Source organism: Agromyces molybdatiresistens (assembly GCF_052748445.2).
In genome coordinates, this window is sequence record NZ_CM188258.1 from 2090252 (window position 1) to 2115639 (window position 25388).

25 protein-coding genes are annotated in these 25388 nt (G+C 70.4%); 11 read left to right on the top strand and 14 right to left on the bottom strand.

Annotation, left to right across the window (positions count from 1 at the left end; genetic code table 11):
• The first annotated feature begins 22 nt into the window (after nucleotides 1–22).
• Genes valS through ACULK2_RS09685 form a run of 3 tightly spaced genes read left to right on the top strand, consistent with a single transcriptional unit; the run spans nucleotide 23 to nucleotide 3284 of the window.
• Nucleotides 23–2617, top strand: coding sequence for a valine--tRNA ligase (valS, locus tag ACULK2_RS09675; RefSeq protein WP_445967049.1), 2595 nt, complete (start codon nucleotides 23–25; stop codon nucleotides 2615–2617).
• Nucleotides 2614–3060 carry a GNAT family N-acetyltransferase gene (locus tag ACULK2_RS09680; protein ID WP_445967050.1) on the top strand — a complete coding sequence of 149 codons (447 nt, stop codon included), beginning with the start codon at nucleotides 2614–2616 and terminating at the stop codon, nucleotides 3058–3060. The genes valS and ACULK2_RS09680 overlap by 4 nt, the downstream gene beginning before the upstream one ends.
• Complete coding sequence (locus ACULK2_RS09685; protein WP_445967051.1) at nucleotides 3060–3284, top strand: hypothetical protein; 225 nt, start codon at nucleotides 3060–3062, stop codon at nucleotides 3282–3284. Before ACULK2_RS09680 ends, ACULK2_RS09685 begins: the two co-directional genes overlap by 1 nt.
• On the opposite strand, the gene ACULK2_RS09690 is transcribed toward ACULK2_RS09685, so the two are convergent.
• The 6 genes from ACULK2_RS09690 to sufB all read right to left on the bottom strand — a co-directional run bounded on the left by ACULK2_RS09690 (nucleotide 3285) and on the right by sufB (nucleotide 8315).
• Nucleotides 3285–4106: a methyltransferase domain-containing protein gene (locus ACULK2_RS09690; protein WP_445967052.1), complete on the bottom strand. Its 822-nt coding sequence runs from the start codon at nucleotides 4104–4106 to the stop codon at nucleotides 3285–3287.
• A 93-nt stretch (nucleotides 4107–4199) separates the two neighbouring features.
• Nucleotides 4200–4529, bottom strand: a complete 330-nt coding sequence (locus tag ACULK2_RS09695; RefSeq protein ID WP_092669939.1) for a metal-sulfur cluster assembly factor — start codon at nucleotides 4527–4529, stop codon at nucleotides 4200–4202.
• A 19-nt stretch (nucleotides 4530–4548) separates the two neighbouring features.
• Nucleotides 4549–5316, bottom strand: a complete 768-nt coding sequence (gene sufC, locus ACULK2_RS09700; RefSeq protein ID WP_445967053.1) for a Fe-S cluster assembly ATPase SufC — start codon at nucleotides 5314–5316, stop codon at nucleotides 4549–4551.
• A 67-nt stretch (nucleotides 5317–5383) separates the two neighbouring features.
• Entirely contained in the window at nucleotides 5384–5710 is a 327-nt protein-coding gene (locus ACULK2_RS09705) for a non-heme iron oxygenase ferredoxin subunit (protein WP_353814149.1), read from the bottom strand.
• A 1-nt stretch (nucleotide 5711) separates the two neighbouring features.
• Nucleotides 5712–6881 (bottom strand): Fe-S cluster assembly protein SufD, encoded by a 1170-nt coding sequence (gene sufD / locus ACULK2_RS09710; RefSeq protein ID WP_445967054.1) that lies wholly within the window; start codon nucleotides 6879–6881, stop codon nucleotides 5712–5714.
• A gap of 15 nt (nucleotides 6882–6896) precedes the next feature.
• On the bottom strand, nucleotides 6897–8315 hold the full coding sequence (gene sufB, locus ACULK2_RS09715) for a Fe-S cluster assembly protein SufB (RefSeq protein WP_445967055.1): 1419 nt from the start codon (nucleotides 8313–8315) through the stop codon (nucleotides 6897–6899).
• Between the two features lie 244 nt (nucleotides 8316–8559).
• On the opposite strand from sufB, the gene ACULK2_RS09720 reads away from it, so the two are divergent.
• Entirely contained in the window at nucleotides 8560–9498 is a 939-nt protein-coding gene (locus tag ACULK2_RS09720) for a COX15/CtaA family protein (protein ID WP_445967056.1), read from the top strand.
• 45 nt (nucleotides 9499–9543) lie between these two features.
• Here ACULK2_RS09720 and ACULK2_RS09725 read toward each other — a convergent pair whose 3' ends face one another.
• On the bottom strand, nucleotides 9544–12444 hold the full coding sequence (locus ACULK2_RS09725) for a helix-turn-helix transcriptional regulator (protein WP_445967057.1): 2901 nt from the start codon (nucleotides 12442–12444) through the stop codon (nucleotides 9544–9546).
• Nucleotides 12445–12588: 144 nt separating this feature from the next.
• Between ACULK2_RS09725 and ACULK2_RS09730 the strand changes: the two genes are divergently transcribed.
• On the top strand, nucleotides 12589–12837 hold the full coding sequence (locus tag ACULK2_RS09730) for a hypothetical protein (RefSeq protein ID WP_445967058.1): 249 nt from the start codon (nucleotides 12589–12591) through the stop codon (nucleotides 12835–12837).
• Nucleotides 12838–12924: 87 nt separating this feature from the next.
• On the opposite strand, the gene ACULK2_RS09735 is transcribed toward ACULK2_RS09730, so the two are convergent.
• The gene (locus ACULK2_RS09735; protein WP_445967580.1) at nucleotides 12925–13845 is read right to left on the bottom strand and encodes a heme o synthase; all 921 of its coding nucleotides are present in this window, start codon (nucleotides 13843–13845) and stop codon (nucleotides 12925–12927) included.
• 287 nt (nucleotides 13846–14132) lie between these two features.
• On the opposite strand from ACULK2_RS09735, the gene tkt reads away from it, so the two are divergent.
• The 6 genes from tkt to pgl are packed head-to-tail and all read left to right on the top strand — an operon-like array spanning nucleotide 14133 to nucleotide 20787.
• Nucleotides 14133–16229 (top strand): transketolase, encoded by a 2097-nt coding sequence (gene tkt, locus ACULK2_RS09740; protein WP_445967059.1) that lies wholly within the window; start codon nucleotides 14133–14135, stop codon nucleotides 16227–16229.
• A 24-nt stretch (nucleotides 16230–16253) separates the two neighbouring features.
• Complete coding sequence (tal, locus tag ACULK2_RS09745; RefSeq protein ID WP_445967060.1) at nucleotides 16254–17366, top strand: transaldolase; 1113 nt, start codon at nucleotides 16254–16256, stop codon at nucleotides 17364–17366.
• Nucleotides 17363–17503, top strand: coding sequence for a hypothetical protein (locus ACULK2_RS09750; protein WP_445967061.1), 141 nt, complete (start codon nucleotides 17363–17365; stop codon nucleotides 17501–17503). The genes tal and ACULK2_RS09750 overlap by 4 nt, the downstream gene beginning before the upstream one ends.
• A gap of 13 nt (nucleotides 17504–17516) precedes the next feature.
• The gene (gene zwf, locus ACULK2_RS09755) at nucleotides 17517–19058 is read left to right on the top strand and encodes a glucose-6-phosphate dehydrogenase (RefSeq protein WP_445967062.1); all 1542 of its coding nucleotides are present in this window, start codon (nucleotides 17517–17519) and stop codon (nucleotides 19056–19058) included.
• A complete protein-coding gene (locus tag ACULK2_RS09760; RefSeq protein WP_445967063.1) occupies nucleotides 19055–20020 on the top strand; it encodes a glucose-6-phosphate dehydrogenase assembly protein OpcA in 966 nt (321 codons plus the stop codon). Before zwf ends, ACULK2_RS09760 begins: the two co-directional genes overlap by 4 nt.
• On the top strand, nucleotides 20017–20787 hold the full coding sequence (gene pgl / locus ACULK2_RS09765) for a 6-phosphogluconolactonase (protein WP_445967064.1): 771 nt from the start codon (nucleotides 20017–20019) through the stop codon (nucleotides 20785–20787). The genes ACULK2_RS09760 and pgl overlap by 4 nt, the downstream gene beginning before the upstream one ends.
• Before the next feature lie 83 nt (nucleotides 20788–20870).
• On the opposite strand, the gene ACULK2_RS09770 is transcribed toward pgl, so the two are convergent.
• The 6 genes from ACULK2_RS09770 to ACULK2_RS09795 all read right to left on the bottom strand — a co-directional run bounded on the left by ACULK2_RS09770 (nucleotide 20871) and on the right by ACULK2_RS09795 (nucleotide 25360).
• Nucleotides 20871–21188: an RNA polymerase-binding protein RbpA gene (locus tag ACULK2_RS09770; RefSeq protein WP_501044912.1), complete on the bottom strand. Its 318-nt coding sequence runs from the start codon at nucleotides 21186–21188 to the stop codon at nucleotides 20871–20873.
• A 61-nt stretch (nucleotides 21189–21249) separates the two neighbouring features.
• The gene (gene secG, locus ACULK2_RS09775) at nucleotides 21250–21501 is read right to left on the bottom strand and encodes a preprotein translocase subunit SecG (RefSeq protein WP_067947350.1); all 252 of its coding nucleotides are present in this window, start codon (nucleotides 21499–21501) and stop codon (nucleotides 21250–21252) included.
• A 127-nt stretch (nucleotides 21502–21628) separates the two neighbouring features.
• Nucleotides 21629–22417 (bottom strand): triose-phosphate isomerase, encoded by a 789-nt coding sequence (gene tpiA, locus ACULK2_RS09780; RefSeq protein WP_445967066.1) that lies wholly within the window; start codon nucleotides 22415–22417, stop codon nucleotides 21629–21631.
• Entirely contained in the window at nucleotides 22408–23622 is a 1215-nt protein-coding gene (locus tag ACULK2_RS09785) for a phosphoglycerate kinase (RefSeq protein WP_445967067.1), read from the bottom strand. The genes tpiA and ACULK2_RS09785 overlap by 10 nt, the downstream gene beginning before the upstream one ends.
• Before the next feature lie 11 nt (nucleotides 23623–23633).
• The gene (gene gap / locus ACULK2_RS09790; protein WP_445967068.1) at nucleotides 23634–24638 is read right to left on the bottom strand and encodes a type I glyceraldehyde-3-phosphate dehydrogenase; all 1005 of its coding nucleotides are present in this window, start codon (nucleotides 24636–24638) and stop codon (nucleotides 23634–23636) included.
• 95 nt (nucleotides 24639–24733) lie between these two features.
• Nucleotides 24734–25360, bottom strand: coding sequence for a superoxide dismutase (locus ACULK2_RS09795; protein ID WP_445967069.1), 627 nt, complete (start codon nucleotides 25358–25360; stop codon nucleotides 24734–24736).
• Between the last annotated feature and the right edge of the window lie 28 nt (nucleotides 25361–25388).

Below are 25388 nucleotides of genomic sequence, written 5' to 3' on the forward strand. Positions count from 1 at the left end.
GCACATACCGAACCGGAGCATCATGACCGACGCCGCGCGCATCCCCGACAAGCCAGCTCTCGAGGGCCTCGAATCCAAGTGGGGCGGTGTCTGGGAGACCGACGGCACCTACCGGTTCGACCGCGAGGGCGCGACGCGCGACGCCGTCTACTCGATCGACACGCCCCCGCCCACGGCGTCGGGCTCGCTGCACATCGGCCACGTCTTCTCGTTCACCCACACCGACCTCGTGGCTCGCTACCAGCGCATGCGCGGCAGGCACGTCTTCTACCCCATGGGCTGGGACGACAACGGGCTGCCCACCGAACGTCGCGTGCAGAACTACTACGGCGTGCGCTGCGACCCCTCGCTGCCCTACGTCGCCGACTTCACGCCGCCGCACCAGGGCACCGAGGGCAAGACGATCAAGCCCGCCGACCAGGTGCCGATCAGCCGTCGGAACTTCATCGAGCTCTGCGAGCGCCTCACCGCCGAGGACGAGCAGCAGTTCGAGGAGCTCTTCCGTCAGCTCGGCCTCTCGGTCGACTGGACGCAGAGCTACCGCACCATCGCCGACGAGGCCCTGTTCACGTCGCAGCTCGCCTTCATCCGCAACGTCGAGCGCGGCGAGGCCTACCAGGCGCTCGCACCCACGCTGTGGGACATCACGTTCCGCACGGCGGTCGCGCAGGCCGAGCTCGAGGACCGCGAGCAGCCCGGTCACTACCACCGCGTCGCGTTCCACAAGCCTGAGGGCGGCCACGTCGAGATCGAGACGAGCCGTCCCGAGCTGATCCCGGCGTGCGTGGCGCTCGTGGCGCACCCCGACGACGAGCGCTACCGGCCGCTCTTCGGCACCACCGTCACGACACCCGTGTTCGGCGTCGAGGTGCCCATCCTGGCGCATCACCTCGCCCAGAAGGACAAGGGCACCGGCATCGCCATGATCTGCACCTTCGGCGACGTGACCGACGTCGTGTGGTGGCGCGAGCTCGACCTCCCCAACCGGGCGATCATCGGCTTCGACGGCCGCGTCATCGCCGAGGCCCCCGACGCGATCACCTCGCCGGCGGGTCGCGAGGCGTACGGGAGGCTCGCCGGCAAGACCGCGTTCTCGGCCAAGCAGGCCGTGGTCGAGCTGCTGCGCGAGTCGGGCGACCTGCTCGCCGACCCCAAGGCGATCACCCACCCCGTGAAGTTCTACGAGAAGGGCGACCGACCGCTCGAGATCGTCTCGACGCGCCAGTGGTACATCGCCAACGGCGCCCGCGACGGGTCGCTGCGGGACCGGCTCGTCCAGCGGGGTCGCGAGATCGACTGGCACCCCGACTTCATGCGCGTCCGCTACGAGAACTGGGTCGGCGGCCTCTCCGGCGACTGGTTGATCTCGCGCCAGCGGTTCTTCGGCGTGCCGATCCCGGTGTGGTATCCCCTCGATGCCGAGGGGAACCCGGTGCACGACGCGCCCATCATCGCCACCCGCGAGATGCTGCCCGTGGACCCCTCGTCGACCGCGGCCCCGGGCTACGACGAATCGCAGCGCGATCAGCCGAACGGCTTCGTGGGCGAGCACGACATCATGGACACCTGGGCCACCTCGTCGCTCACGCCGCAGCTCGCGGCAGGCTGGGAGCGCGACCCGGAGCTGTTCGAGCTGCTCTTCCCGTATTCGCTGCGTCCGCAGGGCCAGGACATCATCCGCACCTGGCTCTTCGCGACCGCGCTCCGCGCCGAGCTCGAGCACGGCGTCGCGCCGTGGGGCAACGCGGCGATCTCCGGCTTCATCGTCGACCCCGACCGCAAGAAGATGTCGAAGTCGAAGGGCAACGTCGTCACGCCGGCCGGGCTGCTCGAGCAGCACGGCTCCGACGCGGTGCGCTACTGGGCGGCATCCTCGCGACTCGGAACCGACGCGGCGTTCGACCCGCAGAACCCGACGCAGGTGAAGATCGGCCGCCGCCTCGCGATCAAGGTGCTGAACGCGGCGAAGTTCATCCTGACCTTCGAGGGGGCGGCGGATGCTCCCGTGACCGTGCCCCTCGACCGCAGCATGCTCGCCGGCCTCGCGACGGTCGTCGAGCAGGCCACCAGGGCGCTCGAGTCGTACGATCACGCCCGGGCGCTCGAGGTGACCGAGACGTTCTTCTGGACGTTCTGCGACGACTACCTCGAGCTCGTGAAGGAGCGCGCCTACGGCGAGGCGAGCCCCGAGCAGGCCTCGGCGGTCGCCGCGCTGAAGACGGCGCTCAGCGTGCTGCTGCGGCTCTTCGCCCCGGTCATCCCCTTCGCGACCGAAGAGGCGTGGAGCTGGTCGAACGAGGGCTCGGTGCACGTCGCGGCCTGGCCCGCGGTCGACGAGCTCGCCGCACGCGGCGAGGCGGGGGTGGAGCTCCTCGAGCTCGCGAGCCTCGCCCTCACCGGCATCCGCCGCGCGAAGACCGACGCGAAGGCGTCGCAGAAGACGCCCGTCGCGGGGGCCGTGATCGCCGCGCCGGCCGCGGCCGTGGCCCTGCTGTCGTCGGCGGAGCGCGACCTCCGGGCGGTCGGCCGCATCGCCGACCTCGGCTTCACCGAAGCCGACGAGCTCGAGGTGCGTGACATCGTGCTCGAGATCCCGCAGGAGGAGGCGAGCGCATGAGCGTGACGATCCGGGATGTGGCGGAGAACGACTTCTTCGCCTGGCTGCCGCTGTTCGACGCGTACTCGTCGAGCCGCGGACGCCGGCTCGACGACACCAAGGCGCTGATCGTCTGGAGCTGGATCCAGGACCCGGGGAACGCCCTGCGTGCGGCCGTCGCGGTCGACGACGGGGGCACCATGGTCGGGCTCGTCCACGCGCATCCCGAGCCGCGCACGCTCGACGCGAGCGTGATCATCGTGGTCGACGACCTCTTCGTCGTCGAGGCGCATCGTGGCGACGGCGTCGCGGGTCGCCTGCTCGATCGCGTCCGCGCGATCGCTGGCGAGTTCCACGCGACCCGGATCACCTGGACGAGCGACGCAACCGACGCCGAGGGGCTGCGACGCTCGGACGAGATCGCCCGCCGCTCCCCCGCCGTCGTGTTCGAGATGGCACTCTGATGCAGCTCGGGACGCGCTGGGCGTTCGGCGACGAGCCGCCGCGGTCGGTGCCGACGGAACTGCGTCCGGGCATCGCCGCCGCCGAGTCGGGAACGCCGGACGGCGACGGCCGGCATTGGACCCTCACGTGGCTCGAGGGGCGGCCGATCGCCGAGCTCGACGACGGGACGGTCGTGACGCTCGAGGCACCGAGCGGGGGCTCGGTCGACGACGACGAGTGGTGATCACGCCCGTGCGATGATCTCGCCGTGCGGCATCAGGAACCACCCGTCGGGGTCGGCCGCCCACCGTCGCCACGCCGCCGAGATCGCCTCCAGCTCCGCCCGGGTCGCGTGACCCGACTCGATCGCGTGGGCGGCGAACGTCGACTGCACGGCACGCTCGGCCCAGTTCCCGCCCCACCACTCCCGGTCGCGGTCGGACGCGAACACCCAGACCGATCCGGTGGCCTCGACGTCGGCGAAGCCCGCCGCGCGAGCCCACCGCGTGAGGTGACGACCGGCGTTTCCGTCCCCGCCGTTCCAGGCGCAGATCCGCTCGTTGAGCTCGCGCCACCGATCGAGCTCGGCGGATGCGGGACTCGAGATCACGCCGCCGTAGTCGACGTCGCGGGCGGCGACGACCCCGCCGGGTCGGAGCACCCGTCGGAACTCGCGGAGCGCGTCGACCGGCCGCGCGAGGTGCTGGAGCACCTGATGCGCGTGCACGACGTCGAAGACGCCGTCGGGGAAGTCCAGCCGGTACGCATCGCCCGTGCGGAACTCGACGTTCGTCACGCCCTCGCTCGCCGCGAGACCCCGCGCGCGGGCCACGACGTCGGCGGACGCGTCGACGCCGACCACCAGGCCGGGCCGCACGCGTCGCGCGAGGTCGATGGTGATCGAGCCCGGACCGCTGCCGATGTCGAGGACCCGCAGGCCCTCGCGGAGGTGCGGGACGAGGTAGCTCGCCGAGTTCTCGACGGTGCGCCACTCGTGCACACGGAGCACGCTCTCGTGGTGGCCGTGCATGTAGGCGTCTCGGGTCGAGCCGGCGGTTCCGTGCATGACACGATCGTATTCCCGCGCAGCGCCGGACGACCTCGCGACGACGACGAGGGAGGTCCCTTCCGGGACCTCCCTCGTGACCTTCGGTTCGTGTCAGATCGCGAAGCCGAGTGCGCGCATCATGTCGCGCCCGTCGTCCGTGATCCGCTCGGGACCCCACGGCGGCATCCACACCCAGTTGATGCGGAACCGCTCGACGGTGCCGTCGAGCGCCTCGGCGGTCTGCTCCTCGATGACGTCGGTGAGCGGGCAGCCGGCGCTCGTCAGCGTCATGTTGATGACGAGCGCGTCGTGCTCGTCGTCCCAGTTCAGGTCGTAGATGAGGCCGAGGTCGACGATGTTGACGCCGAGCTCGGGGTCGACGACATCCTTCAGCGCCTCACTGATCTCGTCGAAGCGCTCGGGTGCGAGTGAGGTGACCATGTCTCCAGCCTACGCCCGACTACTGGGTCGCCGACTCGGCGACGTGGTAGCGGTCGTAGCCCTCCTCCTCGAGGCGGTCGGCGAGCTCGGAGCCGCCCTGCTCGGCGATCCTGCCCGCGACGAACACGTGCACGAAGTCGGGCTTGATGTAGCGGAGGATACGCGTGTAGTGCGTGATCAGCAGGATGCCGAGGCCCGTGTTCTCGTGCGCGCGGTTCACGCCCTCGGAGACGACCTTGAGCGCGTCGACGTCGAGCCCGGAGTCGGTCTCGTCGAGCACGGCGAACTTCGGCTCGAGCAGCTCCAGCTGGAGGATCTCGTTGCGCTTCTTCTCGCCGCCCGAGAAGCCCTCGTTGACGTTGCGCTCGGCGAAGGCCGAGTCCATCTTGAGGTTCGTCATCGCGCCGCGCACGTCCTTCAGCCACGTGCGGATCGAGGGCGCCTCGCCGTCGATCGCGGTCTTCGCGGTGCGGAGGAAGTTCGTCACGGTCACGCCGGGGATCTCGACGGGGTACTGCATGGCGAGGAACATGCCGGCACGGGCGCGCTCGTCGACCGACATCTCGAGCACGTTCTCGCCGTCGAGCAGGATCTCGCCCTCGACGACCGTGTACTTCGGGTGACCCGCGATCGTGTAGGCGAGGGTCGACTTGCCGGAGCCGTTCGGCCCCATGATCGCGTGGATCTCGCCCTCGCGGATGGTCAGGTCGACGCCGCGGAGGATCTCGCGGGTGCCCTGGTCGGTCTCGACGTTGACGTGCAGGTTCTTGATCTCGAGCACGGACATGGTGATTCGGTGTCTCTTTCGTTGGGGTCCGGCCGCGGGGGCCGGGAGGTCGGGGGAGATCTTCGGGTCAGACGGCGAGCTTCACGGCGGGGTCGATGAAGACGCCCCCATCGGTGATCTCGACCTGGTACACGGGCACCGGCTCGTACGCCGGCAGCGTCAGCGGCTTGCCCGTCAGGAGGGAGAACTTCGAGCCGTGGGCCCAGCACTCGAGCGTGTCGTCCTCGACGAACCCCTCGGAGAGCGAGATGTCGCCGTGGGTGCAGGTGTCGCCGATCGCGAAGATGTCGCCGGCCGAATCCTTCACGACGGCGATCGGGACGCCGTCGACGACGAACTTCTGCGCCTCATTGACGGCGAGGTCGTCGACCCCGCACACGCGAGTGGATGCCACGTCAGCTCCCCTGGAGTTCCGCTTCGAGCGCCCGGATGAGACGCTCCTCGAGTTCGGCGTCGCCGATCTGCTGCACGACCTCGGCGAGGAAGCCGCGGACGACCAGTCGCCGCGCCTCCTCCTCCGGGATGCCTCGCGCCTGCAGGTAGAACAGCTGCTCGTCGTCGAACCGGCCGGTCGCCGACGCATGGCCGGCGCCCTCGATGTCGCCGGTCTCGATCTCGAGGTTGGGGACCGAGTCGGCGCGGGTGCCGTCGGTGAGGACGAGGTTGCGGTTCTGCTCGTAGCTGTCGGTGCCCGTCGCGGCGTTGCCGATGAGCACGTCGCCGATCCAGACGCTCCGCGCGCCCTCGCCCTGCAGCGCACCCTTGTAGGTGACGCGCGATCGGGTGTGCGGGGCGTCGTGGTGCACGAACACCTGCTGCTCGAGGTGCTGCCCGGCGTCGGAGAAGTAGAGCCCGAGTGCCTCGACGTCGCCGCCCTGCTCGGCCAGGTGCGTCGAGGGGTTCACCCGGACGACCTTGCCGCCGAGCGAGACGACGATGTGCTTGAGCTTGGCGTCTCGGCCGATGCGCGCGAAGTGGCTCGCGAGGTGGACCGACTCGTCCGTCCACTCCTGCAGGGACACGACCGTCAGGTTCGCGCCCTCGCCGACGACGACCTCGACGTTCTCGGTGAGCCGGGCGTCGCCCGTGCCGCGGAGGACGACGAGCGCGCGGCTGTTCGGCGCGGCCTCGATGATCGTGTGCGCGGCGCGCGGGCTCGTGCCGAGACCCGAGCGCGTCACGGTGACGGTCTTCGCCTCCTCGCCGTCGACCGCCACGAGGAGCGCTTCGCCGAAGCTCGACCAGGCGTTCGCCGACGCGCGCTCCTCCGGCGTTCCGGCGCGGCCGACGCGTGCGTCGTCGCGCGGGATCCAGGAGAGGGTGACGCCCGCGGCATCCGTCGACTCGACCTGGACGCGCGAACCGTCGAGTTCACCGGAGGTGAGGTCGGCGAACGCGGCGACCGGCGAGTACTTCCACTCGTGCTCGCGACCCGTCACCGGGGCGAACTCGCCGACATCGGTGGACCGGAACCGCTCGGAGCGGGTCTGGACGGGCACGATCGGGCCGTCGGAGTGCGCACGGATGCCGTGCTGCTCGGGGGTGGGCAGGGCGGTGCTCTGCATCGCGGTGCTCATCGGTTAGCCGACCGATCCTTCCATGCCCATCTCGATGAGCTTGTTGAGTTCCATCGCGTACTCCATGGGCAGCTCGCGCGCGATCGGCTCGATGAAGCCGCGCACGATCATCGCCATCGCCTCGTCTTCGGGCAGGCCCCGCGACATGAGGTAGAAGAGCTGCTCCTCGCTGACCTTCGAGACCGTCGCCTCATGGCCGAGCTGGACGTCGTCGACGCGGATGTCGATCGCCGGGTACGTGTCGGAGCGCGAGATGGTGTCGACCAGGAGCGCGTCGCAGCGCACGGTGTTCGCGGAGTGGTGCGCATTGGCATCCACCCGCACCTCGCCGCGGTAGCCCGCACGGCCGCCGCCGCGGGCGATCGACTTCGAGACGATCGACGACTGCGTGTACGGCGCCATGTGGATCATCTTCGCGCCGGCGTCCTGGTGCTGGCCCGGGCCGGCGAAGGCGACCGAGAGGGTCTCGCCCTTTGCGTGCTCGCCCATGAGGAAGATGGACGGGTACTTCATCGTGACCTTCGAGCCGATGTTGCCGTCGACCCACTCCATGGTGGCGCCCTCGTGCGCGACGGCGCGCTTGGTGACGAGGTTGTAGACGTTGTTCGACCAGTTCTGGATCGTCGTGTAGCGCACGCGCGCGTTCTTCTTCACGATGATCTCGACGACGGCCGAGTGGAGCGAGTCCGACTTGTAGATCGGGGCGGTGCAGCCCTCGATGTAGTGGACGTAGCTGTCCTCGTCGGCGATGATGAGCGTCCGCTCGAACTGGCCCATGTTCTCGGTGTTGATCCGGAAGTAGGCCTGCAGCGGGATCTCGACGTGCACGCCCTTCGGGACGTAGACGAACGAACCGCCCGACCAGACGGCCGTGTTCAGCGCGGCGAACTTGTTGTCACCGGCGGGGATGACCGTGCCGAAGTACTCCTCGAAGATCTCGGGGTGCTCCCTCAGGGCGGTGTCGGTGTCGAGGAAGATGACACCCTGCTCCTCGAGGTCCTCGCGGATCTGGTGGTAGACGACCTCCGACTCGTACTGCGCGGCGACGCCCGCCACGAGCCGCTGGCGCTCGGCCTCGGGGATGCCGAGGCGCTCGTAGGTGTTGCGGATGTCCTCGGGGAGGTCCTCCCAGGTCTGCGCCTGCTTCTCGGTGGACCGGACGAAGTACTTGATGTTCTCGAAGTCGATGTCCGACAGGTCGGCACCCCAGGACGGCATGGGCTTCCGGTCGAAGAGCTGCAGGCCGCGCATGCGCCGCTGCAGCATCCACTCGGGCTCGTCCTTGAGGCGCGAGATGTCGGCCACCACCTCGGGCGACAGGCCGCGGCGAGCGGATGCGCCGGCGACGTCGGAGTCGGACCAGCCGAACTCGTACGTGCCGAGCCCCTCCAACTCGGGGCGGTCGATGAGTACGTCCGTCATGCTCTCCCTCTTCTCCTCCCGCGTACCGGCTATCAGTCCGGCCCACCCGCGGCCTTCCGGTCGAGGTGCCGGTTCGGTCGTGGGGTGATGTGCGGGTGGCGTCGTCGCGAACCTACAATGGTGATGCACCGCGCCGCACCTGCGCGCGGAACCGCATCAACCAATCAAGTCTACAGGGTCGACCGGTCCGAGGGCCCGACTCCCAGCGCCCTCCCACCGCGATCCGGATCAGGAAACGACGAGCGTGAACCGCTTCATCGCGTGGCTGCCCGACCGCATCGATCGCCGCGTCCGCGTCGCCGCCTGGCTCTCCTTCCTCGCGCAGACGATCATCATCGCCACCGGCGGCGCCGTCCGGCTCACCGGCTCCGGCCTCGGTTGCCCGACCTGGCCGCTCTGCACCGCCGACTCGCTCGTCACGACGCCCGAGATGGGCATCCACGGCGTGATCGAGTTCGGCAACCGCCTGATGACCGGTGTCGTCGGCATCGTCGCCCTGCTGGTGCTGCTCTCGATCTGGCGTCTCCGCCGCGAGCGGCGCGACCTCTGGACGCTCGCCGTCGTGGTGCTCCTCGGCATCGTCGCGCAGGCGATCGTCGGCGGCATCACGGTGTGGACCGGCCTCAACCCGTTCATCGTCGGCTTCCACTACGTCGCCTCGCTGCTGCTCGTGTGCGTCACCGCCGCCTACCTCGTGCGCCTCTCGACCACGCCCGGACCCCGCGAACCGGCCGCCCCGCGGTGGTTCGCGAGCCTCGCTCACGCCACGACCGTCGTGCTCGCGATCTCCATCGCCTTCGGCGTGCTCACGACCGCGTCGGGTCCGCACTCGGGCGATGCCGACGCCGGCCGGACCGGCTTCAACGCCGAGCTCCTCGAGCACGTGCACGCCTGGCCCGGCTACGCCCTGTTCGCGCTGACCGCGGTCCTCGCGGTCGCCGCGACCCGGCTCCGCCTTCCCGTCGCACGATGGACCCTGGCCCTGCTCGCCGTCGAGCTCGTGCAGATCGCCGTCGGGCTCTACCAGGCGCGGAACGGCCTCCCCCCGCTCGCCGTGGGCGTGCACATGGTCCTCGCCGCGCTCACCGCTGCGGCGATGACCGTCGTGCTGCTGAAGCTCACGCGGCCGGTGGCGACGGATGCCTCGCCCGAGGCCGCGGACATGGCGGCGTCCGCACGCTGACCGTCGTGCGGGCCGGAGGACTCCGCCGCCACGTCGCCTCCCCTGTCAGGCGCCTTCCGTGTCCGCGGAGACCCGGTGGACGAGGCGCGCCAGCTCGACCCGGTTGGTCGTTCCCGTCTTGTCGAGCAGATGCGACACGTGCGTGCTCACGGTCTTCTCGCTGATCATGAGCGTCCGCGCGATCTCGGAGTAGGTGCGACCGACGGCGATCAGCGCGAGGACCTCGCGTTCGCGCTCGGTGAGCTTCTCGAGCGGACCACCGGCGCTGCCCTCGACCGGCCGTGCCTCGTCGATCGGGATCCTCGCCCGGCGCGCGAGGTCGCGCAGCTCCGTCTCGATGGGCTTCGCGCCGAGCGGTCGGGCGAGTTCGAGGGCGCGCCGCAGCATCTCCACGCCGCTCCCACGCCGCCCAGCGCTGCCGAGCATCGCCTCGGCGCCTCGCCAGCGGGCGTAGGCCTCCTCCCACGCGAAGCCGCAGGTCGCCAGCAACTCGGCCGACGCGACCCAGGCGTCAGCCTCGTCGGCAGCGCCGCGGGCGCGTCGACGCTCGGCGTCGTAGAGCGCCTGCAGCGCGTCGAGCTGACCTGCCCATGCCGGCGTGAGCTGCCCCACGTCCTTGAGCACCCTCGGGAAACGATGCTCGAGCTCATCCATCCGCTCGAGCGGCTCGTGGGTGGACTCGTCGCGATCCCGCGCCTGCTCGATGAGATCCGCGAGCGCTCGAGCGGCGAGCGGCATGAGCCACTCGCACATCGTGGGCAGGCTCCCCGGCGCCGTCGCCCCGGTCATCGCGGCGTCGTACGCCGAGCCCGGATCGCCGGCGCCGAGGCGCACCTCGGCCCGGACCGCGTCGTACTCGAGCGCATGGAACGCCGACCCGTCGCTCATCAACTCATCCACCCGCAGCAGGTGACTCTCGGCATCGGACTGGCGCCCCTCGCGCACGGCGAGCAGTGCCGCGGCGAGACGGGCGTGGACGTCGACGAACGGCCCGGGGTCCGAGCCGAGCGCGACGCGCAACGCCTCCCGCGCCTCCCGCGGACGCCCGATCACGACCCAGTTCGACGCCTCGATCGCAGACAGCCACGCGCGGTATGCGTGCGGGCCGCCCGCCGTCTCGAGCACGCGCCGATGTTCGCGGATGTGGGCGACGCATTGCTCGGTCGCCCAGTCGAGCGTCGCGTTGTCCTGCCAGAGCACGGCGTGGATGTACGCGAACCAGTCACCTGAGACGAGTCCGGCCTCGACGGCTTCGTCCGCGATCCCGGCCACCCTCGACGAGTCGTCGGCGAAGACTGCATCCATCACCACGGCCGTCAGGGCGAACGCGAGTGCGCGCGGGTCCCCCGAGGCGCGCGCGATCCCGACCGCGCGGGCCGCATGATCCGACGCGCCGTCTTCCCCAGCCCACAGCTCGGCGTGCGCGAGCTCGGCGAGTGCGAGTGCGTGCACCGAGCTCGTCGGGTCCGCGTCGGCGAGGCGCTCAGCCGCACGCAGTTCCCCGAGATCGATGAACGACGCTCCCATCAGGAATCTGAGGTGGACCCGTCGCACGACGAGCTCGGCCGCGACGAGTGGTCGCAGCCGCGGATCGGTGAGCGCGATCAACGACTCGACCGCGTCGAGTTCCTCACGGATCGCGCCGACCTCGGCGGCGACGGCGCGGATCCGGTTCAGCAGAGACTCCACCGTCTCGGCATGACCCTCGACGCGTTCGCGGAGCTCCGCAGCGCGGGTCAGCAGCCGCAGCTGTTCCGCGTGTGCCGCCACGTCGCCCGCGGCCTCCGCCGCCGCGAGCGCCGCATCGAACGCTTCACGCTGCTGACCGGCGGCATACCGGTGGTCGGCGAGGGCGACGGCGATCTCGGGTCGGAGCGGTGCGCTGCCCGCGGTCGCGAGGATGTCGTCGGCGAAGCGCCGATGCCAGGCGCGTCGCTCGTCCTCATCGAGGGTCGACGCGAGCACCTCGGCCCCCAGAGGATGGTGGAACCAGAACGACCCGTCGTCGAGCCGGTCGAGGATGCCGGCGTCGAGCGCCTCCTCGAGCGAGGGTCGGACGGTCGCGGCATCCGTCGCGCCCCCGACGACGCGCGCGAGCTCGTCGGCGCGCATCGCGCGCCCGCCGATCGCCAGGACCTTGGCGAGCCGTCGGCTCGAATCGGACACGCGAAGCCAGGACAGATGGACCGCGGAGCTCAGGTCCGCCGGAAGCGAGCCCGGTATCCCGCGCGCTCCCGGGTCGAGTCCGGTCACCAGCAGCCGCGTGAAGTAGGGGTTGCCGCGCGTGTGGGCGTACACGTCGTCGATCAGCGTCTGGTGCGGCGGGCCGCCGAGCAGCGCCGCGATCTGCCCACCGGTCGCCGAACGATCGAGCGCCGCGAGGTGCAACTCCGAGGTCCGGGGCATCCTGCGGATGTCGGCGAGCCATCGCTGCAGCGGGTGGCCGAGACCGACCTCTCCGGCCCTCAGTGTCACGACGATCACGAGGCGACGCGAGGGCGGACCTGCGATCGCGTACATGAGCGTGTCGAGGGTGCTGCGGTCGGCCCACTGGACGTCGTCGATCATGAGGGCGACCGGACGCTCGCTGCAGCGTTCGTCGAGCCAGGCGTCGAATCGCACCACGAAGTCGCGCTCCCGCCCGTCGGTCGGCATGTCGAGTGCCGCCGCACGATCGGGATCCGACCGCAGCGCATCCCGGATCGGCAGGAACGGGATCGACATCGAGGCGAGCGGAAGACACGCACCGCTGAGGATCGTCCCCGATGACGCGCGGTCCGCGCACGCCCGTCGGACGAGGGCCGTCTTGCCGACGCCCGGGTCGCCCGAGACGACGAGGGTCTGCGCCTCCTCGCCCCAGGCCAGGTCGAGGAGTCCCTTCAGGATGTCGAGCTCCCGCTCGCGACCGATCAGCTGCGGCCCGGCGGTCGAGGCTGGCACGACCACCCGACCAGTCTGGCATCGGCCGACCCGAGAATCAGGACTTTCGTCGTCCATCTCAGGTGGTGCGACCGATTCCGCGCGGCCCGCTCCCGCGCATCGTCGTGGGTGCCGGCACGACGTCGGCACCATCCCGGAAGGAACCGCACCATGCGCACCAGCACCGCCCTCGCCACGTCGGCGCTCATCGCCTCGGCGTCCGCCCTGCTCACGGCCATCGCCGCCGCTCCTGCGGTCGCACGGCCGGAGCCCGCCCCGGAGCCGGCGATCAGCGTCATCGCCGGTCAGTCCGACGACCGCGCGTGCCCGCTCGAGCGGGTCGGCACCCAGTTCGTCCGCTGCGACGACCTCACCGGCGCCGGAGTCCCCGCCCCGTCCCACATCCCGGAACAGCGCTGACCTCGCGGTCGGCAGGCGCTCGGAGGCGAAGGGGTGGAGCCTCCGGGCGCGCTGCGCGCGCCGGGGGGACGCACGCGGCGCGGCGGCCTAGAACGGAAGCAGCGGGTCGATGCCGACCGCGAGGAAGAGCAGCGAGAGGTACACGATCGAGCCGTGGAACACGCGCATCGGCGAGACCTCCTGGCCGCGGATCGCGAGGTTGTAGAGGCGGTGGCACTCGGCCACGAACCAGACGCCCGTGACGACGGCGACACTCGAGTAGAGCAGCCCCATGCCCGCGACCGGGATGAGCAGCAGCGAGGCGGCGACCGTCGCGTACGCGTAGAGGATGACCTGCAGGCCGACCTGCGCGCGACCGCGGACGACGGCGAGCATGGGCACGCCGGCGGCGGCGTAGTCGTCCTTGTACTTCATCGACAGCGGCCAGTAGTGGGGCGGGGTCCAGAGGAAGATGATCAGGAACAGGATGAACGGCGCCCAGTCGAGGCTGCCGGTCACGGCCGCCCAGCCGATGAGGACCGGCATGCAGCCGGCGACGCCGCCCCAGACGATGTTCTGCGCGGTGCGGCGCTTGAGGATCAGGCTGTAGAAGACCACGTAGAGCAGGATCGCGAGCAGCGAGAGTGCCGCGGCGACCCAGTTCGCGAACACGCCCAGCCAGACGATCGAGGCGATGCCGAGCGCGTAGGCGAAGACGAGCGCCTCGCGGTCGGTGAGTTCGCCGGTGACGAGCGGCCGACCCTTCGTCCGCTTCATGACACGGTCGATGTCGCGGTCGATGTAGCAGTTGAAGGCGCCCGCGGAACCCGCGCTCATCGCCCCGCCGACGAGCGTGGCGATGAGGAGCCAGACGTCGGGCAGTCCGTTCGACGCGAGGATCATGGTCGGCGCCGTCACGACGAGGAGCAGCTCGATCACGCGGGGCTTGGTGAGGGCGAAGTAGGCGGCGACCTTCCGTCGCACGTTCGTCGTCCGTCGAACGTCACGGATGGTCGGCGCGGCCTGCATGAATCCCTCTTCCGGGCGCGCGCCGAGGTGGCGGGGCGCGCGCAACCCGTTCGATTCTAGGCCATACGGCGGACGCCGGACGGACGCGTCAAGCCCCGTCACAGAGTGAGGGCGACTCCATATACTGAAGCCAGCGCGCCCGGAGGCGCGGATTCGACGTGCAACTCCACCTGACGCATGACCGGATCGGTCCCGGGCTCCACCGCGCCGTCGCGTTTCCCCGGCGGGTCCGGGAGCTGAATGGAGAGGCTCCCCGACGCCGTCACGACCGGAAGGAACCCCAACCCGTGGCAACTCTGCACTGGGACCCCATCGACGATCGCGCGGTCGACACCACGCGCGTGCTCGCCGCCGACGCCGTGGAGAAGGTCGGCAACGGCCACCCCGGAACGGCGATGAGCCTCGCGCCCGTCGCGTACCTGCTCTTCCAGAAGGTGATGCGCCGCGACCCGGCCGACCACGACTGGCTGGGGCGTGACCGCTTCATCCTGTCGGCGGGCCACAGCTCGCTGACGCAGTACGTCCAGCTCTACCTCGCCGGCGACGGCCTCGAGCTGTCCGACCTGCAGGCGCTGCGCACGTGGGGCTCGAAGACCCCCGGCCACCCCGAGTACGGCCACACCGCCGGCGTCGAGATCACCACCGGACCGCTGGGCCAGGGCCTGGCTTCCGCGGTCGGCTTCGCGTACGCCTCGCGCTACGAGCGCGGCCTGTTCGACCCGGAGACCCCGGCGGGCGAGAGCCCGTTCGACCACCACGTGTACGTCATCGCGAGCGACGGCGACCTCGAGGAGGGCGTGACGAGCGAGGCCTCCTCGCTCGCCGGCCACCAGCAGCTCGGCAACCTCGTCGTGATCTACGACTCGAACCAGATCTCGATCGAGGACGACACCGACATCGCCTTCACCGAGGACGTCGCCAAGCGCTACGAGGCCTACGGATGGCACGTGCAGACCGTCGACTGGAAGAAGTCCGGCGAGTACGTCGAGGATGTCGCGGAGCTGCACGACGCGATCGAGGCCGCCAAGGCGGAGACCGGCAAGCCGTCGATCATCATCCTGAAGACGATCATCGGGTGGCCCGCCCCGAACAAGCAGAACACCGGCAAGATCCACGGCTCGGCGCTCGGCGCCGACGAGCTCGCCGCGACGAAGGAGATCCTCGGGTTCGACCCCGAGCGTCACTTCGCCGTGGCCGACGAGGTCATCGAGCACACCCGCGGAAACGCCCGCGACCGCGCGGCCGAGGCCAAGCAGGGCTGGGATGCCGCGTTCGAGGCGTGGGCCGCCGCGAACCCCGAGCGCAAGGCACTGCTCGACCGCCTCGAGGCCGGCGAGCTGCCGGACGGCCTGGAGGACGTGCTGCCCGTGTTCGAGGCCGGCAAGGACGTCTCGACGCGCGCCGCGTCCGGCAAGGTCATCAACGCGCTCGCGGCCGAGCTGCCCGAGCTGTGGGGCGGTTCCGCCGACCTCGCCGAGTCGAACCTGACCACGATCAACGGCGCGCCGTCGTTCGTCCCGGTCGAGCACTCGACCGAGGAGTTCCCCGGCAACCCGCAGGGCCGCGTGCTGCACTTCGGCATCCGCGAGCACGCGATGGGCGCGATCCTGAACGGCATCGTCCTGCACGGCCGGACCCGCGCGTTCGGTGGCACCTTCCTGATCTTCAGCGACTACATGCGGCCCGCGGTGCGCCTCGCGGCGCTCATGGGCATCCCGTCGATCTTCGTCTGGACGCACGACTCCGTCGCCCTCGGCGAGGACGGCCCGACGCACCAGCCGATCGAGCAGCTGTCCGCGCTCCGCGCCATCCCGAACCTCTCGGTGGTGCGCCCGGCCGACGCGAACGAGACCGCGTACGCGTGGCTCGAGATCCTGAAGCGCCGCGGCGGCCCCGCGGGCATCGCGCTGACGCGCCAGAACATCCCCGTGTTCGAGCGCGGCGAGGGCGCGGCATCCGGTGACACGCTCGCCTCGGCGTCGAACGTCGCCAGGGGTGCGTACGTGCTCGCGGAGGCGGCCTCCGGCGAACCGGAGGTCATCCTGATCGGCACGGGCTCCGAGGTGCAGGTCGCGCTCGCCGCACGCGAGGCGCTCGCCGCGGAGGGCGTGCAGGCGCGGGTCGTGTCCGCGCCGAGCCTGGAGTGGTTCGAGGAGCAGGATGCCGCGTACCGCGAGTCCGTGCTGCCGTCCTCGGTCACCGCGCGCGTCAGCGTCGAGGCGGGCCTCGCGCTCACCTGGTACCGGTACCTCGGCACGCGCGGCCGCGCCGTGTCCATCGAGCACTTCGGCGCCTCCGCCGACTACAAGACCCTGTTCCGCGAGTTCGGCATCACGTCGGAGCACGTCGTCGCCGCCGCGAAGGAATCGCTCGCCTCCGCCTGAGGCCGAGCACGAAGGAGACCACTCATGAGCACCAACACCCCCACCGCCGCCCTGTCGAAGGCCGGCGTCAGCATCTGGCTCGACGATCTCTCGCGCGAGCGCATCGCCTCGGGCGGCCTCGAGCGGCTCATCGCCGAGCGCGACGTCGTCGGCGTGACCACGAACCCGACGATCTTCGCCGGCGCGCTCGCGAACGGCGACGCCTACCGCGACCAGGTCGCAGCGCTCGCGACGGACGGCGCTGATGTCGACCGCGCCGTCTTCGAGATCACCACCGACGACGTGCGCGACGCCGCCGACCATTTCCGCCCGGTCTACGACCGCACCGACGGCTACGACGGCCGCGTGTCGATCGAGGTCTCCCCCGATCTCGCGAACGACACCGACGCGACCATCGCGGAGGCGCACCGCCTCTGGGAGAAGGTCGACCGGCCCAACGTCATGATCAAGATCCCCGCCACGAAGGCCGGCCTCCCGGCGATCACCGCCGCGATCGGCGCGGGCATCAGCGTGAACGTCACCCTGATCTTCAGCCTCGACCGGTACCGAGAGGTCATCGACGCGTACCTCGCGGGCCTGGAGCAGGCGAAGACCGCAGGCATCGACCTGTCGACGATCCACTCCGTCGCGTCGTTCTTCGTCTCTCGTGTCGACACCGAGATCGACAAGCGGCTCGAGGCGATCGGCTCGCCCGAGGCGCTCGCGCTGAAGAGCCGCGCCGGCGTCGCCAATGCGCGCCTCGCGTACGAGCTGTACCTGCAGCAGTTCGCCGCGCCCCGCGCGGTGGCGCTGCTCGACGCCGGTGCCAACCGTCAGCGTCCGCTCTGGGCGTCCACCGGCGTGAAGGACCCGGCCCTGCCCGACACCCTCTACGTGACCGAGCTCGTCGCGCACGGCGTCGTCAACACGATGCCCGAGAAGACCCTCGAGGCCACCTTCGACCACGGCGTGATCGAGGGCGACACGGTCACCGGCGCGTTCGCCGAGGCCGGCCGCGTCCTCGACGCGCTCGCGAAGGTCGGCGTCGACTACGACGACGTCACCGAGCTCCTCGAGCGCGAGGGCGTCGACAAGTTCGTCGTGTCCTGGAACGAGCTGCTCGACACCGTGCGCGGCGCCCTGGAGGCGGCTCGGTGAACGACCGCATCTCCGTGAGCGGCGCTGCGTTCGGCTGGGACGCGTGCGCGCCCGCCGAGCGCGGCCGGCCGGCCGTCGCCTCGACCCTGTCCGATCCGAGCGCCGACCTGCGGTCGCCGCGTGATGCCGTCGGCTGAGCCTGGAGCGCACATGCATCCGGTCGAGATCACGGCGACGCACAATCCGTTGCGTTCGCCCAAGGACTACCGCCTGAACCGGATCGCCGGCCCGTCGAGCCTCATCATCTTCGGCGTGACCGGCGACCTCTCCCGCAAGAAGCTCATGCCCGCGGTCTACGACCTCGCGAACCGGGGGCTGCTGCCGCCGGGCTTCGCGCTGGTGGGTTTCGCGCGGCGCGACTGGGAGGACCAGGACTTCGCCCGCGTCGTGCACGACTCGGTGAAGCAGTACGCCCGCACCGAGTTCCGCGAGGACGTGTGGAAGCAGCTCGCACGCGGCATCCGATTCGTGCAGGGGACCTTCGACGACGACGAGGCGTTCACGCGCCTGCGACGGACCGTCGAGGACCTCGACCGCGAGCGGGGCACGATGGGCAACCACGCGTTCTACCTGTCGATCCCCCCGAAGTCCTTCCCGCAGGTGACCGAGCAGCTCAAGCGCTCGGGCCTCACGGAGCAGAAGGGCGACCAGTGGCGTCGCGTCGTCATCGAGAAGCCGTTCGGGTCCGACCTGAAGACCGCGATCGAGCTGAACGACGTGGTGGCCTCGGTCTTCCCGCCCGACTCGGTGTTCCGCATCGATCACTACCTCGGCAAGGAGACGGTCCAGAACATCCTCGCTTTGCGGTTCGCCAACCAGCTCTACGAGCCCATCTGGAACGCCAACTTCGTCGACCACGTGCAGATCACGATGGCGGAGGACATCGGCGTCGGGGGCCGTGCCGGCTACTACGACGGCATCGGCGCGGCGCGGGACGTCATCCAGAACCACCTGCTGCAACTGCTCGCGCTCACCGCGATGGAGGAGCCGATCTCGTTCGACGCGGCCGACCTCCGCGCCGAGAAGGAGAAGATCCTGCGCGCGGTGCGCCTGCCGTCCGACCTGGCGACGGCGACCGCCCGGGGGCAGTACTCGGGCGGCTGGCAGGGCGGCGAGAAGGTGACCGGCTTCCTCGACGAGGACGGCATGAAGGCCGACTCGACGACCGAGACGTACGCCGCCATGAAGCTGCTCATCGGCACGCGCCGGTGGGCGGGGGTGCCGTTCTACCTGCGCGCGGGCAAGCGCCTCGGCCGACGCGTGACCGAGATCGCGGTCGTCTTCAAGCGGGCACCGCAGCAGGTCTTCGCCGACAGCCAGACCTCGCAGCTCGGCCAGAACGCGCTCGTGATCCGCGTGCAGCCCGACGAGGGCGTGACGATCCGCTTCGGTTCCAAGGTGCCGGGCGCCGGCATGCAGGTCCGCGACGTCACCATGGACTTCGGGTACGGCCACGCGTTCACCGAGGCCAGCCCCGAGGCGTACGAGCGGCTCATCCTCGATGTCCTGCTCGGCGACCCGCCCCTCTTCCCCCGACAGGAGGAGGTCGAGCTGTCCTGGAAGATCCTCGACCCCATCGAGGAGTTCTGGGCCACCCAGGGCCGGCCCGAGCAGTACAAGCCCGGTTCGTGGGGCCCGTCGTCGGCCGACGAGCTCCTCGCCCGCGACGGACGCACCTGGAGGCGGCCATGATCGTCGAACTGCCCGACACGACCACGAGCCAGGTCTCGAAGACGCTCGTCAAGATCCGCGAGGAGGGCGGCGTCGTCGCCCTCGGCCGCGTGCTCACGCTCGTCATCGCGACGACGCACGATGCCGAGGAGGAGGCGATCGAGGCCGCGAACGACGCGTCCCGCGAGCACCCGATGCGCGTCATCGTGGTCTCCACGGAGCACGAGGGCGACGCGGGCGTGAGCCGGCTCGACGCGGAGATCCGCGTCGGCGGCGACGCGGGCGCGAGCGAGGTCGTCATCCTCCGCGCGAGCGGCGACGCCGCGCAGGACGAGCAGGGCCTCGTCATGGGCCTGCTCCTGCCGGACGCCCCCGTCGTCACGTGGTGGCCGGGGGCCGCGCCCGAGATCCCCGGCGACTCGCCGCTCGGCCGGATCGCCCAGCGCCGCATCACGGACGCCTCGGCGCAGCCCGACCCGCAGGCCGCGCTCGACGCGCTCGCACGCAGCTACCGGCCCGGCGACGCCGACTTCGCGTGGACCCGGCTCACGCTCTGGCGGGCGCAGCTGGCCGCGGTGCTCGACCAGCCGCCCTATGAGGCGGTGCAGACCGTGCAGGTCACCGGCTCGATCGACTCGCCGTCGACGACCCTGCTCGCCGCGTGGCTGTCGATGCAGCTCGGCGCGTCGACGAACTGCGCGCTCACCGGACTGGAGCACGGCTCGCACGGCATCCGCGGCGTGTACCTCGGCCGATCGACCGGCACCATCGAGCTCGTCCGCGACGTGCCCGGGGTCGCGACGCTCCGCCAGCCCGGCCAGCCGGTGCACGACGTCGCACTCCCCCGTCGGAGCCTTCGCGACTGCCTCGCCGACGAACTGCGGCGCCTCGATCCCGACGAACTGTACGGTGAGGTGATCACGCGGGGAGTCGGTCTGCTCCCCGACCATCGGACCCCCGACCGCGAAGGAGCGACCGCATGACGAACGAGCGACGCGTACTCGTCCACCCCGACAAGGACACCCTCGCCGGGGCGGTCGCCGCTCGCTTCGTCACCAAGGTGCTCGACCTCCTCGACGTGCAGGAGACCATCCACGTCGTGCTCACCGGCGGATCGATGGGCGCGGCCGTGCTCGACGCCGTCCGCGAGTCGCCCGCGCGGAAGTCGGTCGACTGGCAGCGCGTGCATTTCTGGTGGGGCGATGAGCGTTGGGTGCCCGAGGGACACGAGGACCGGAACGACCGGCAGTCGCGGGAGGCGCTCCTGGACGCACTCGGCCTGCCCGAGGCGCACGTCCATCCGTTCCCGGCCTCCGACGCCGGGCTCTCGTTGGACGAGGCCGCCGACGCGTACGCGACCGAGCTCGCGGCGCACGGCGCGGAGGGGCTCCCGCACCCGGTCTTCGACATCGTGTTCCTCGGCGTCGGACCCGACGGTCACATCGCCTCGCTGTTCCCGCACCGCTCCGGCATCCAGGTCGTGGACCGGTCCGTCATCCCGGTCCGCGAGTCGCCGAAGCCGCCGCCCGAGCGCCTCAGCCTCACCCGCCCGGTCATCAACGCGGCGCAGCGGGTCTGGCTCGTGCTCGCCGGCGCCGACAAGGCGTCGGCACTGGGCCTCGCGCTGGCCGGCGCGAGCCGCGACGAAGTGCCCGTCGCGGGTATCAAGGGTCGTCGACGGACGGTGTTCTTCGTCGACCAGGACGCCGCAGCGGAAGTGCCCGACGCCCTCATCGCGCGCGATTACTGAGCCGCAACCGCTCCACCGGCGCGACGGCGCCGCAACGACGAAGGGCCGCCCGATCGGGCGGCCCTTCGTTCGTCTCGCGTGGATCAGTCGTCGGCGGCGGCGGTGCCGCGGCGTGCGCGAAGCTGCTGCAGCGCCTCCTCGAGGAGCGCGGCGGCCTCCTCCTCGCTGCGACGCTCCTTCACGTACGCGAGGTGGGTCTTGTACGGCTCGAGCTTCGCCACGGCAGGCGGGTTGTCCTTGTCGCGACCCGCCGGGAGCCCGGTCGAGGGGCTGTCGATCACATCCGGGATCTCCTCCTCGGGCACGTTCGCCGCGAAGTGGCGGACGGTCTCGTTGCCCTGGGCGTCCCAGTAGCTGACGGCGATGCGCTCGGCGTGGAAGCCCCGGTCCTGCTCGCCCATCGGTCCCGAACCGACCCGCGAACCGCGGATCGCGCTGTTTCCAGAAACCACGTCTCCTCCGTCAGATTCCGGCGTCGAACTTCGTGATGAGTCCGAGCACGACGATGCACGTCACCCACACGAGTCCGAGGATGATCGTGATGCGGTTCAGGTTGCGCTCCGCGACCCCGGACGCACCGAGGTTCGAGGTGACGCCGCCGCCGAACATGTCGGACAGCCCGCCGCCGCGGCCCTTGTGCAGCAGGATCAGGAGCGTGAGCAGGATGCTCGTGAGGCCGAGCAGCACCTGCAGGACGACCTGGAGAATCTCCACGGTGAAACCTTTCCGGGCATGACCGGGGTTGTCGATGCCGCCTGTCGAGTATAGCCGCAGCGTCGTCCGGCCGACGCCCGCTGGGGCGCGGCCGGACGGCGCGGCGGTGGTGTCGGCTGCCTGTCGGTCAGGCTCCGACGTGCTTCTTGAAGCGGACGATGCTCGAGAACTCGTCGAGGTCCAGGCTCGCACCGCCGACGAGCGCACCGTCGACGTCGGGCTCGCGCATGAATGCGGCGATGTTCGCCGCCTTCACCGAACCGCCGTAGAGGATCCGCGTCGACGCGGCGAGCTCGGTGCCCACGACCTCGGCCAGCACGGCGCGGAGCGCCGCGGCGACCTGCTGCGCCTGCTCGGGCGTGGCCGCCTGACCCGACCCGATCGCCCAGACCGGCTCGTACGCGACGACCAGCCCCTTGGACACGTCCACGCCCTCCAGAGCGGCGCGGAGCTGCGCGACCGGCACGGCGCTCGCGCCGTGCTGCTCCAGATCCTCCGCGGTCTCCCCGACGCACAGCACCGGGACCAGCCCGTGGCGGTGCGCCGCGACGACCTTCGCGTGAACGACGTCGTCGGTCTCGGCGTGCAGGGTGCGACGCTCCGAGTGCCCGATGATGACGTAGGCGCAGTCGAGCTTCGACAGGAACGCGCCCGAGACCTCGCCGGTGTAGGCCCCCGAGTCGTGCTGCGACAGGTCCTGCGCGCCGTACTTCACCGGCAGGTCGTCGGCCGACACGAGCGTCTGCACCGAGCGCAGGTCGGTGAACGGCGGGAACACCGCGACCTCGGCGTCGGCGAAGTCGTGCTTCGCGTCGGAGAGGTTCCATGCGAGCTTCTGCACGAAGGCGATGGCCTGCAGGTGGTCGAGGTTCATCTTCCAGTTGCCCGCGATGAACGGGGTGCGGGTCACTGCCATCCGAGGACCTCCAGTCCGGGGAGTTTCTTGCCTTCGAGGAATTCCAGGCTCGCGCCGCCGCCCGTCGAGATGTGCCCGAACGCGGACTCTTCGAAGCCGAGCTGGCGCACCGCGGCTGCCGAGTCGCCGCCGCCGACGACGCTGAGCCCGTCGACCTCGGTGAGGGCGGATGCCACGGTGCGCGTGCCGTCGGCGAACGGCGCGAGTTCGAACACGCCCATCGGGCCGTTCCAGAACACGGTCTTCGCAGCGCGGACGCGGTCGGCGAACGCGGCGGCCGTGTCGGGGCCGATGTCGAGGCCGAGGCCGGAGGCCCCGAACGGGGTCTGTTCGATCGCGTCCGCCGCCGTGACCTGGTGTTCGGCGTCCGCCGAGAACGACGCCGCGACGACCACGTCGGTGGGCAGCACGATGTCGACGCCCCGCTCCGCGGCATCCGCGAGGTAGCCCTTCACGGTGTCGATCTGGTCGGCCTCGAGGAGGCTCGAGCCCACCTTGTGCCCCTGCGCGGCGAGGAACGTGAACAGCATGCCGCCGCCGACGAGCAGCGCATCGACCCGCGGGAGGAGGTGCTCGATGACGCCGAGCTTGTCCGACACCTTCGAGCCGCCGAGCACCACCACGTAGGGGCGCTCGGGCTTCTCGGTGAGGCGGTCGAGGACGTCGAGCTCGTTCGCGATCAGGAGGCCGGCGGCGCTCGGGCGCAACTGCTCGAGTTCGTAGACGCTCGCCTGCTTGCGGTGGACGACGCCGAAGCCGTCGGAGACGACCGAGTCGGCGAACTCCGCCAACTGGCCCGCGAATGCGGTCCGCTCGGCCTCGTTCTTGCTCGTCTCGCCGGGGTTGAAGCGGAGGTTCTCGAGCACGAGGACCTCGCCGTCGCCGAGTGCGGCGACCTTGGCCGCGGCATCCTCACCGACCGTGTCGGCCGCGAAGGCGACCGGGGCGTCGAGCAGTTCGCCGAGGCGCGCAGCCACCGGCTCGAGGCTGTACTTCGGGTCGGGCGCGCCCTCGGGGCGGCCCAGGTGGGAGATCACGATCACCTTGGCACCCTGTTCGACGAGCGCGGTGAGCGTGGGGACCGACGCGCGCACGCGTCCGTCGTCCGTGATGACCCCGTCCTTCAGGGGGACGTTGAGGTCGCAGCGGACGACGACTCGCGTGCCGGCGAGCGGACCCAGGGAATCGATGGTTCGCAGGGTCACGTCGTCGCGCCTCAGAGCCGCTCGGCCACGTACTCGGTGAGGTCGACGAGCCGGTTCGAGTAGCCCCACTCGTTGTCGTACCACGCCGACAGCTTGACCTGGTCGCCGATCACGCGCGTGAGCCCGGCGTCGAAGATCGACGAGTGCGGGTCGGTCGTGATGTCGCTCGAGACGATCGGGTCCTCGGTGTACTTGAGGATGCCCTTCATGGGCCCCTCGGCGGCCTTCTTGTACGCGGCCTTCACCTCGTCGACCGTCACGGGGCGCGAGGCGGTGACCGTGAGGTCGGTGATCGAGCCGGTGGGGACGGGCACGCGCAGTGCGAAGCCGTCGAGCTTGCCGACGAGCTCGGGCAGGACGAGGCCGATCGCCTTGGCCGCACCGGTCGAGGTCGGCACGATGTTGATCGCCGCGGCGCGGGCGCGGCGGAGGTCCTTGTGCGGGCCGTCCTGGAGGTTCTGGTCCGCCGTGTAGGCGTGGACCGTCGTCATCAGGCCGCGCTCGATGCCGAACTCGTCGTTGAACACCTTGGCGAGCGGAGCGAGGCAGTTCGTGGTGCACGACGCGTTGGAGATGATGTGGTGCGACGCGGCGTCGTACGAGTCCTCGTTGACGCCCATCACGAACGTGGCGTCCTCGTCGGTGGCGGGCGCCGAGATGAGCACCTTCTTCGCGCCGGCGTCGAGGTGCTTCCTCGCATCCGCGGCCTTGGTGAAGAAACCGGTCGACTCGATGACGATGTCGACGCCGAGATCGCCCCACGGCAGGTTCGCGGGGTCGCGCTCGGCGAACGCCCGGATCGACTTGCCGTCGACGATGAGGTGCTCGTCGTCGTACTCGACCGACGCGTCGAGACGACCCGTGATCGAGTCGTACTTCAGCAGGTGCGCGAGGGTCTTGTTGTCGGTGAGGTCGTTGACGGCGACGATCTCGAGGTCGGCGCCCTGGGCCAGGGCGGCTCGGAAGTAGTTGCGGCCGATACGGCCGAAGCCGTTGATGCCGATCTTTACAGACACAGGAAATCTCCCCTGTTGTGAGGGCGCGAGCGCGCTTTCGAGGTGGATCTGACCGGACGGCGGTGTCCCCGGACAGTGCCCGGGGACACCGTCCGCTATGACAGTAGCAGCAGGCCTGAGGTCTTCTCAGTGGCCGCCTGGAGGCGCTGCTGGACGTTCTCCCAGCTCACGATGTTCCAGAACGCCTTCACGTAATCGGCGCGGACGTTCCTGTAGTCCAGGTAGTACGCGTGCTCCCAGACGTCGAGCATCAGGAGCGGCACGATCCCGGCCGGGAGGTTCGCCTGCTGGTCGAAGAACTGGACGATGATCAGGCGCTGACCGATCGAGTCCCACGCGAGCACGGCCCAGCCGGAGCCCTGCACGCCGAGGGCGGTCGCGGTGAAGTGCGCCTGGAACTTCTCGAACGAGCCGAAGTGGTCGTCGATCGCCGAGGCGAGCTCGCCCGTCGGCTTGTCGCCGCCGTCGGGCGACATGTTCGTCCAGAAGATCGAGTGGTTGACGTGTCCGCCGAGGTTGAACGCGAGGTCCTTCTCGAGCTTGTTCACGTTGGCCAGGTTGTCGGAGTCGCGCGCCTCGGCGAGCTGCGCGAGCGCCGTGTTCGCCCCCGTCACGTAGGCCTGGTGGTGCTTCGAGTGGTGCAACTCCATGATCGTGCCGCTGATCGACGGCTCGAGCGCCGAGTAGTCGTACGCGAGGTCAGGGAGGATGTAGTCAGCCATTGCTTCTCCTTGTCAGCAGCCGGGTGAA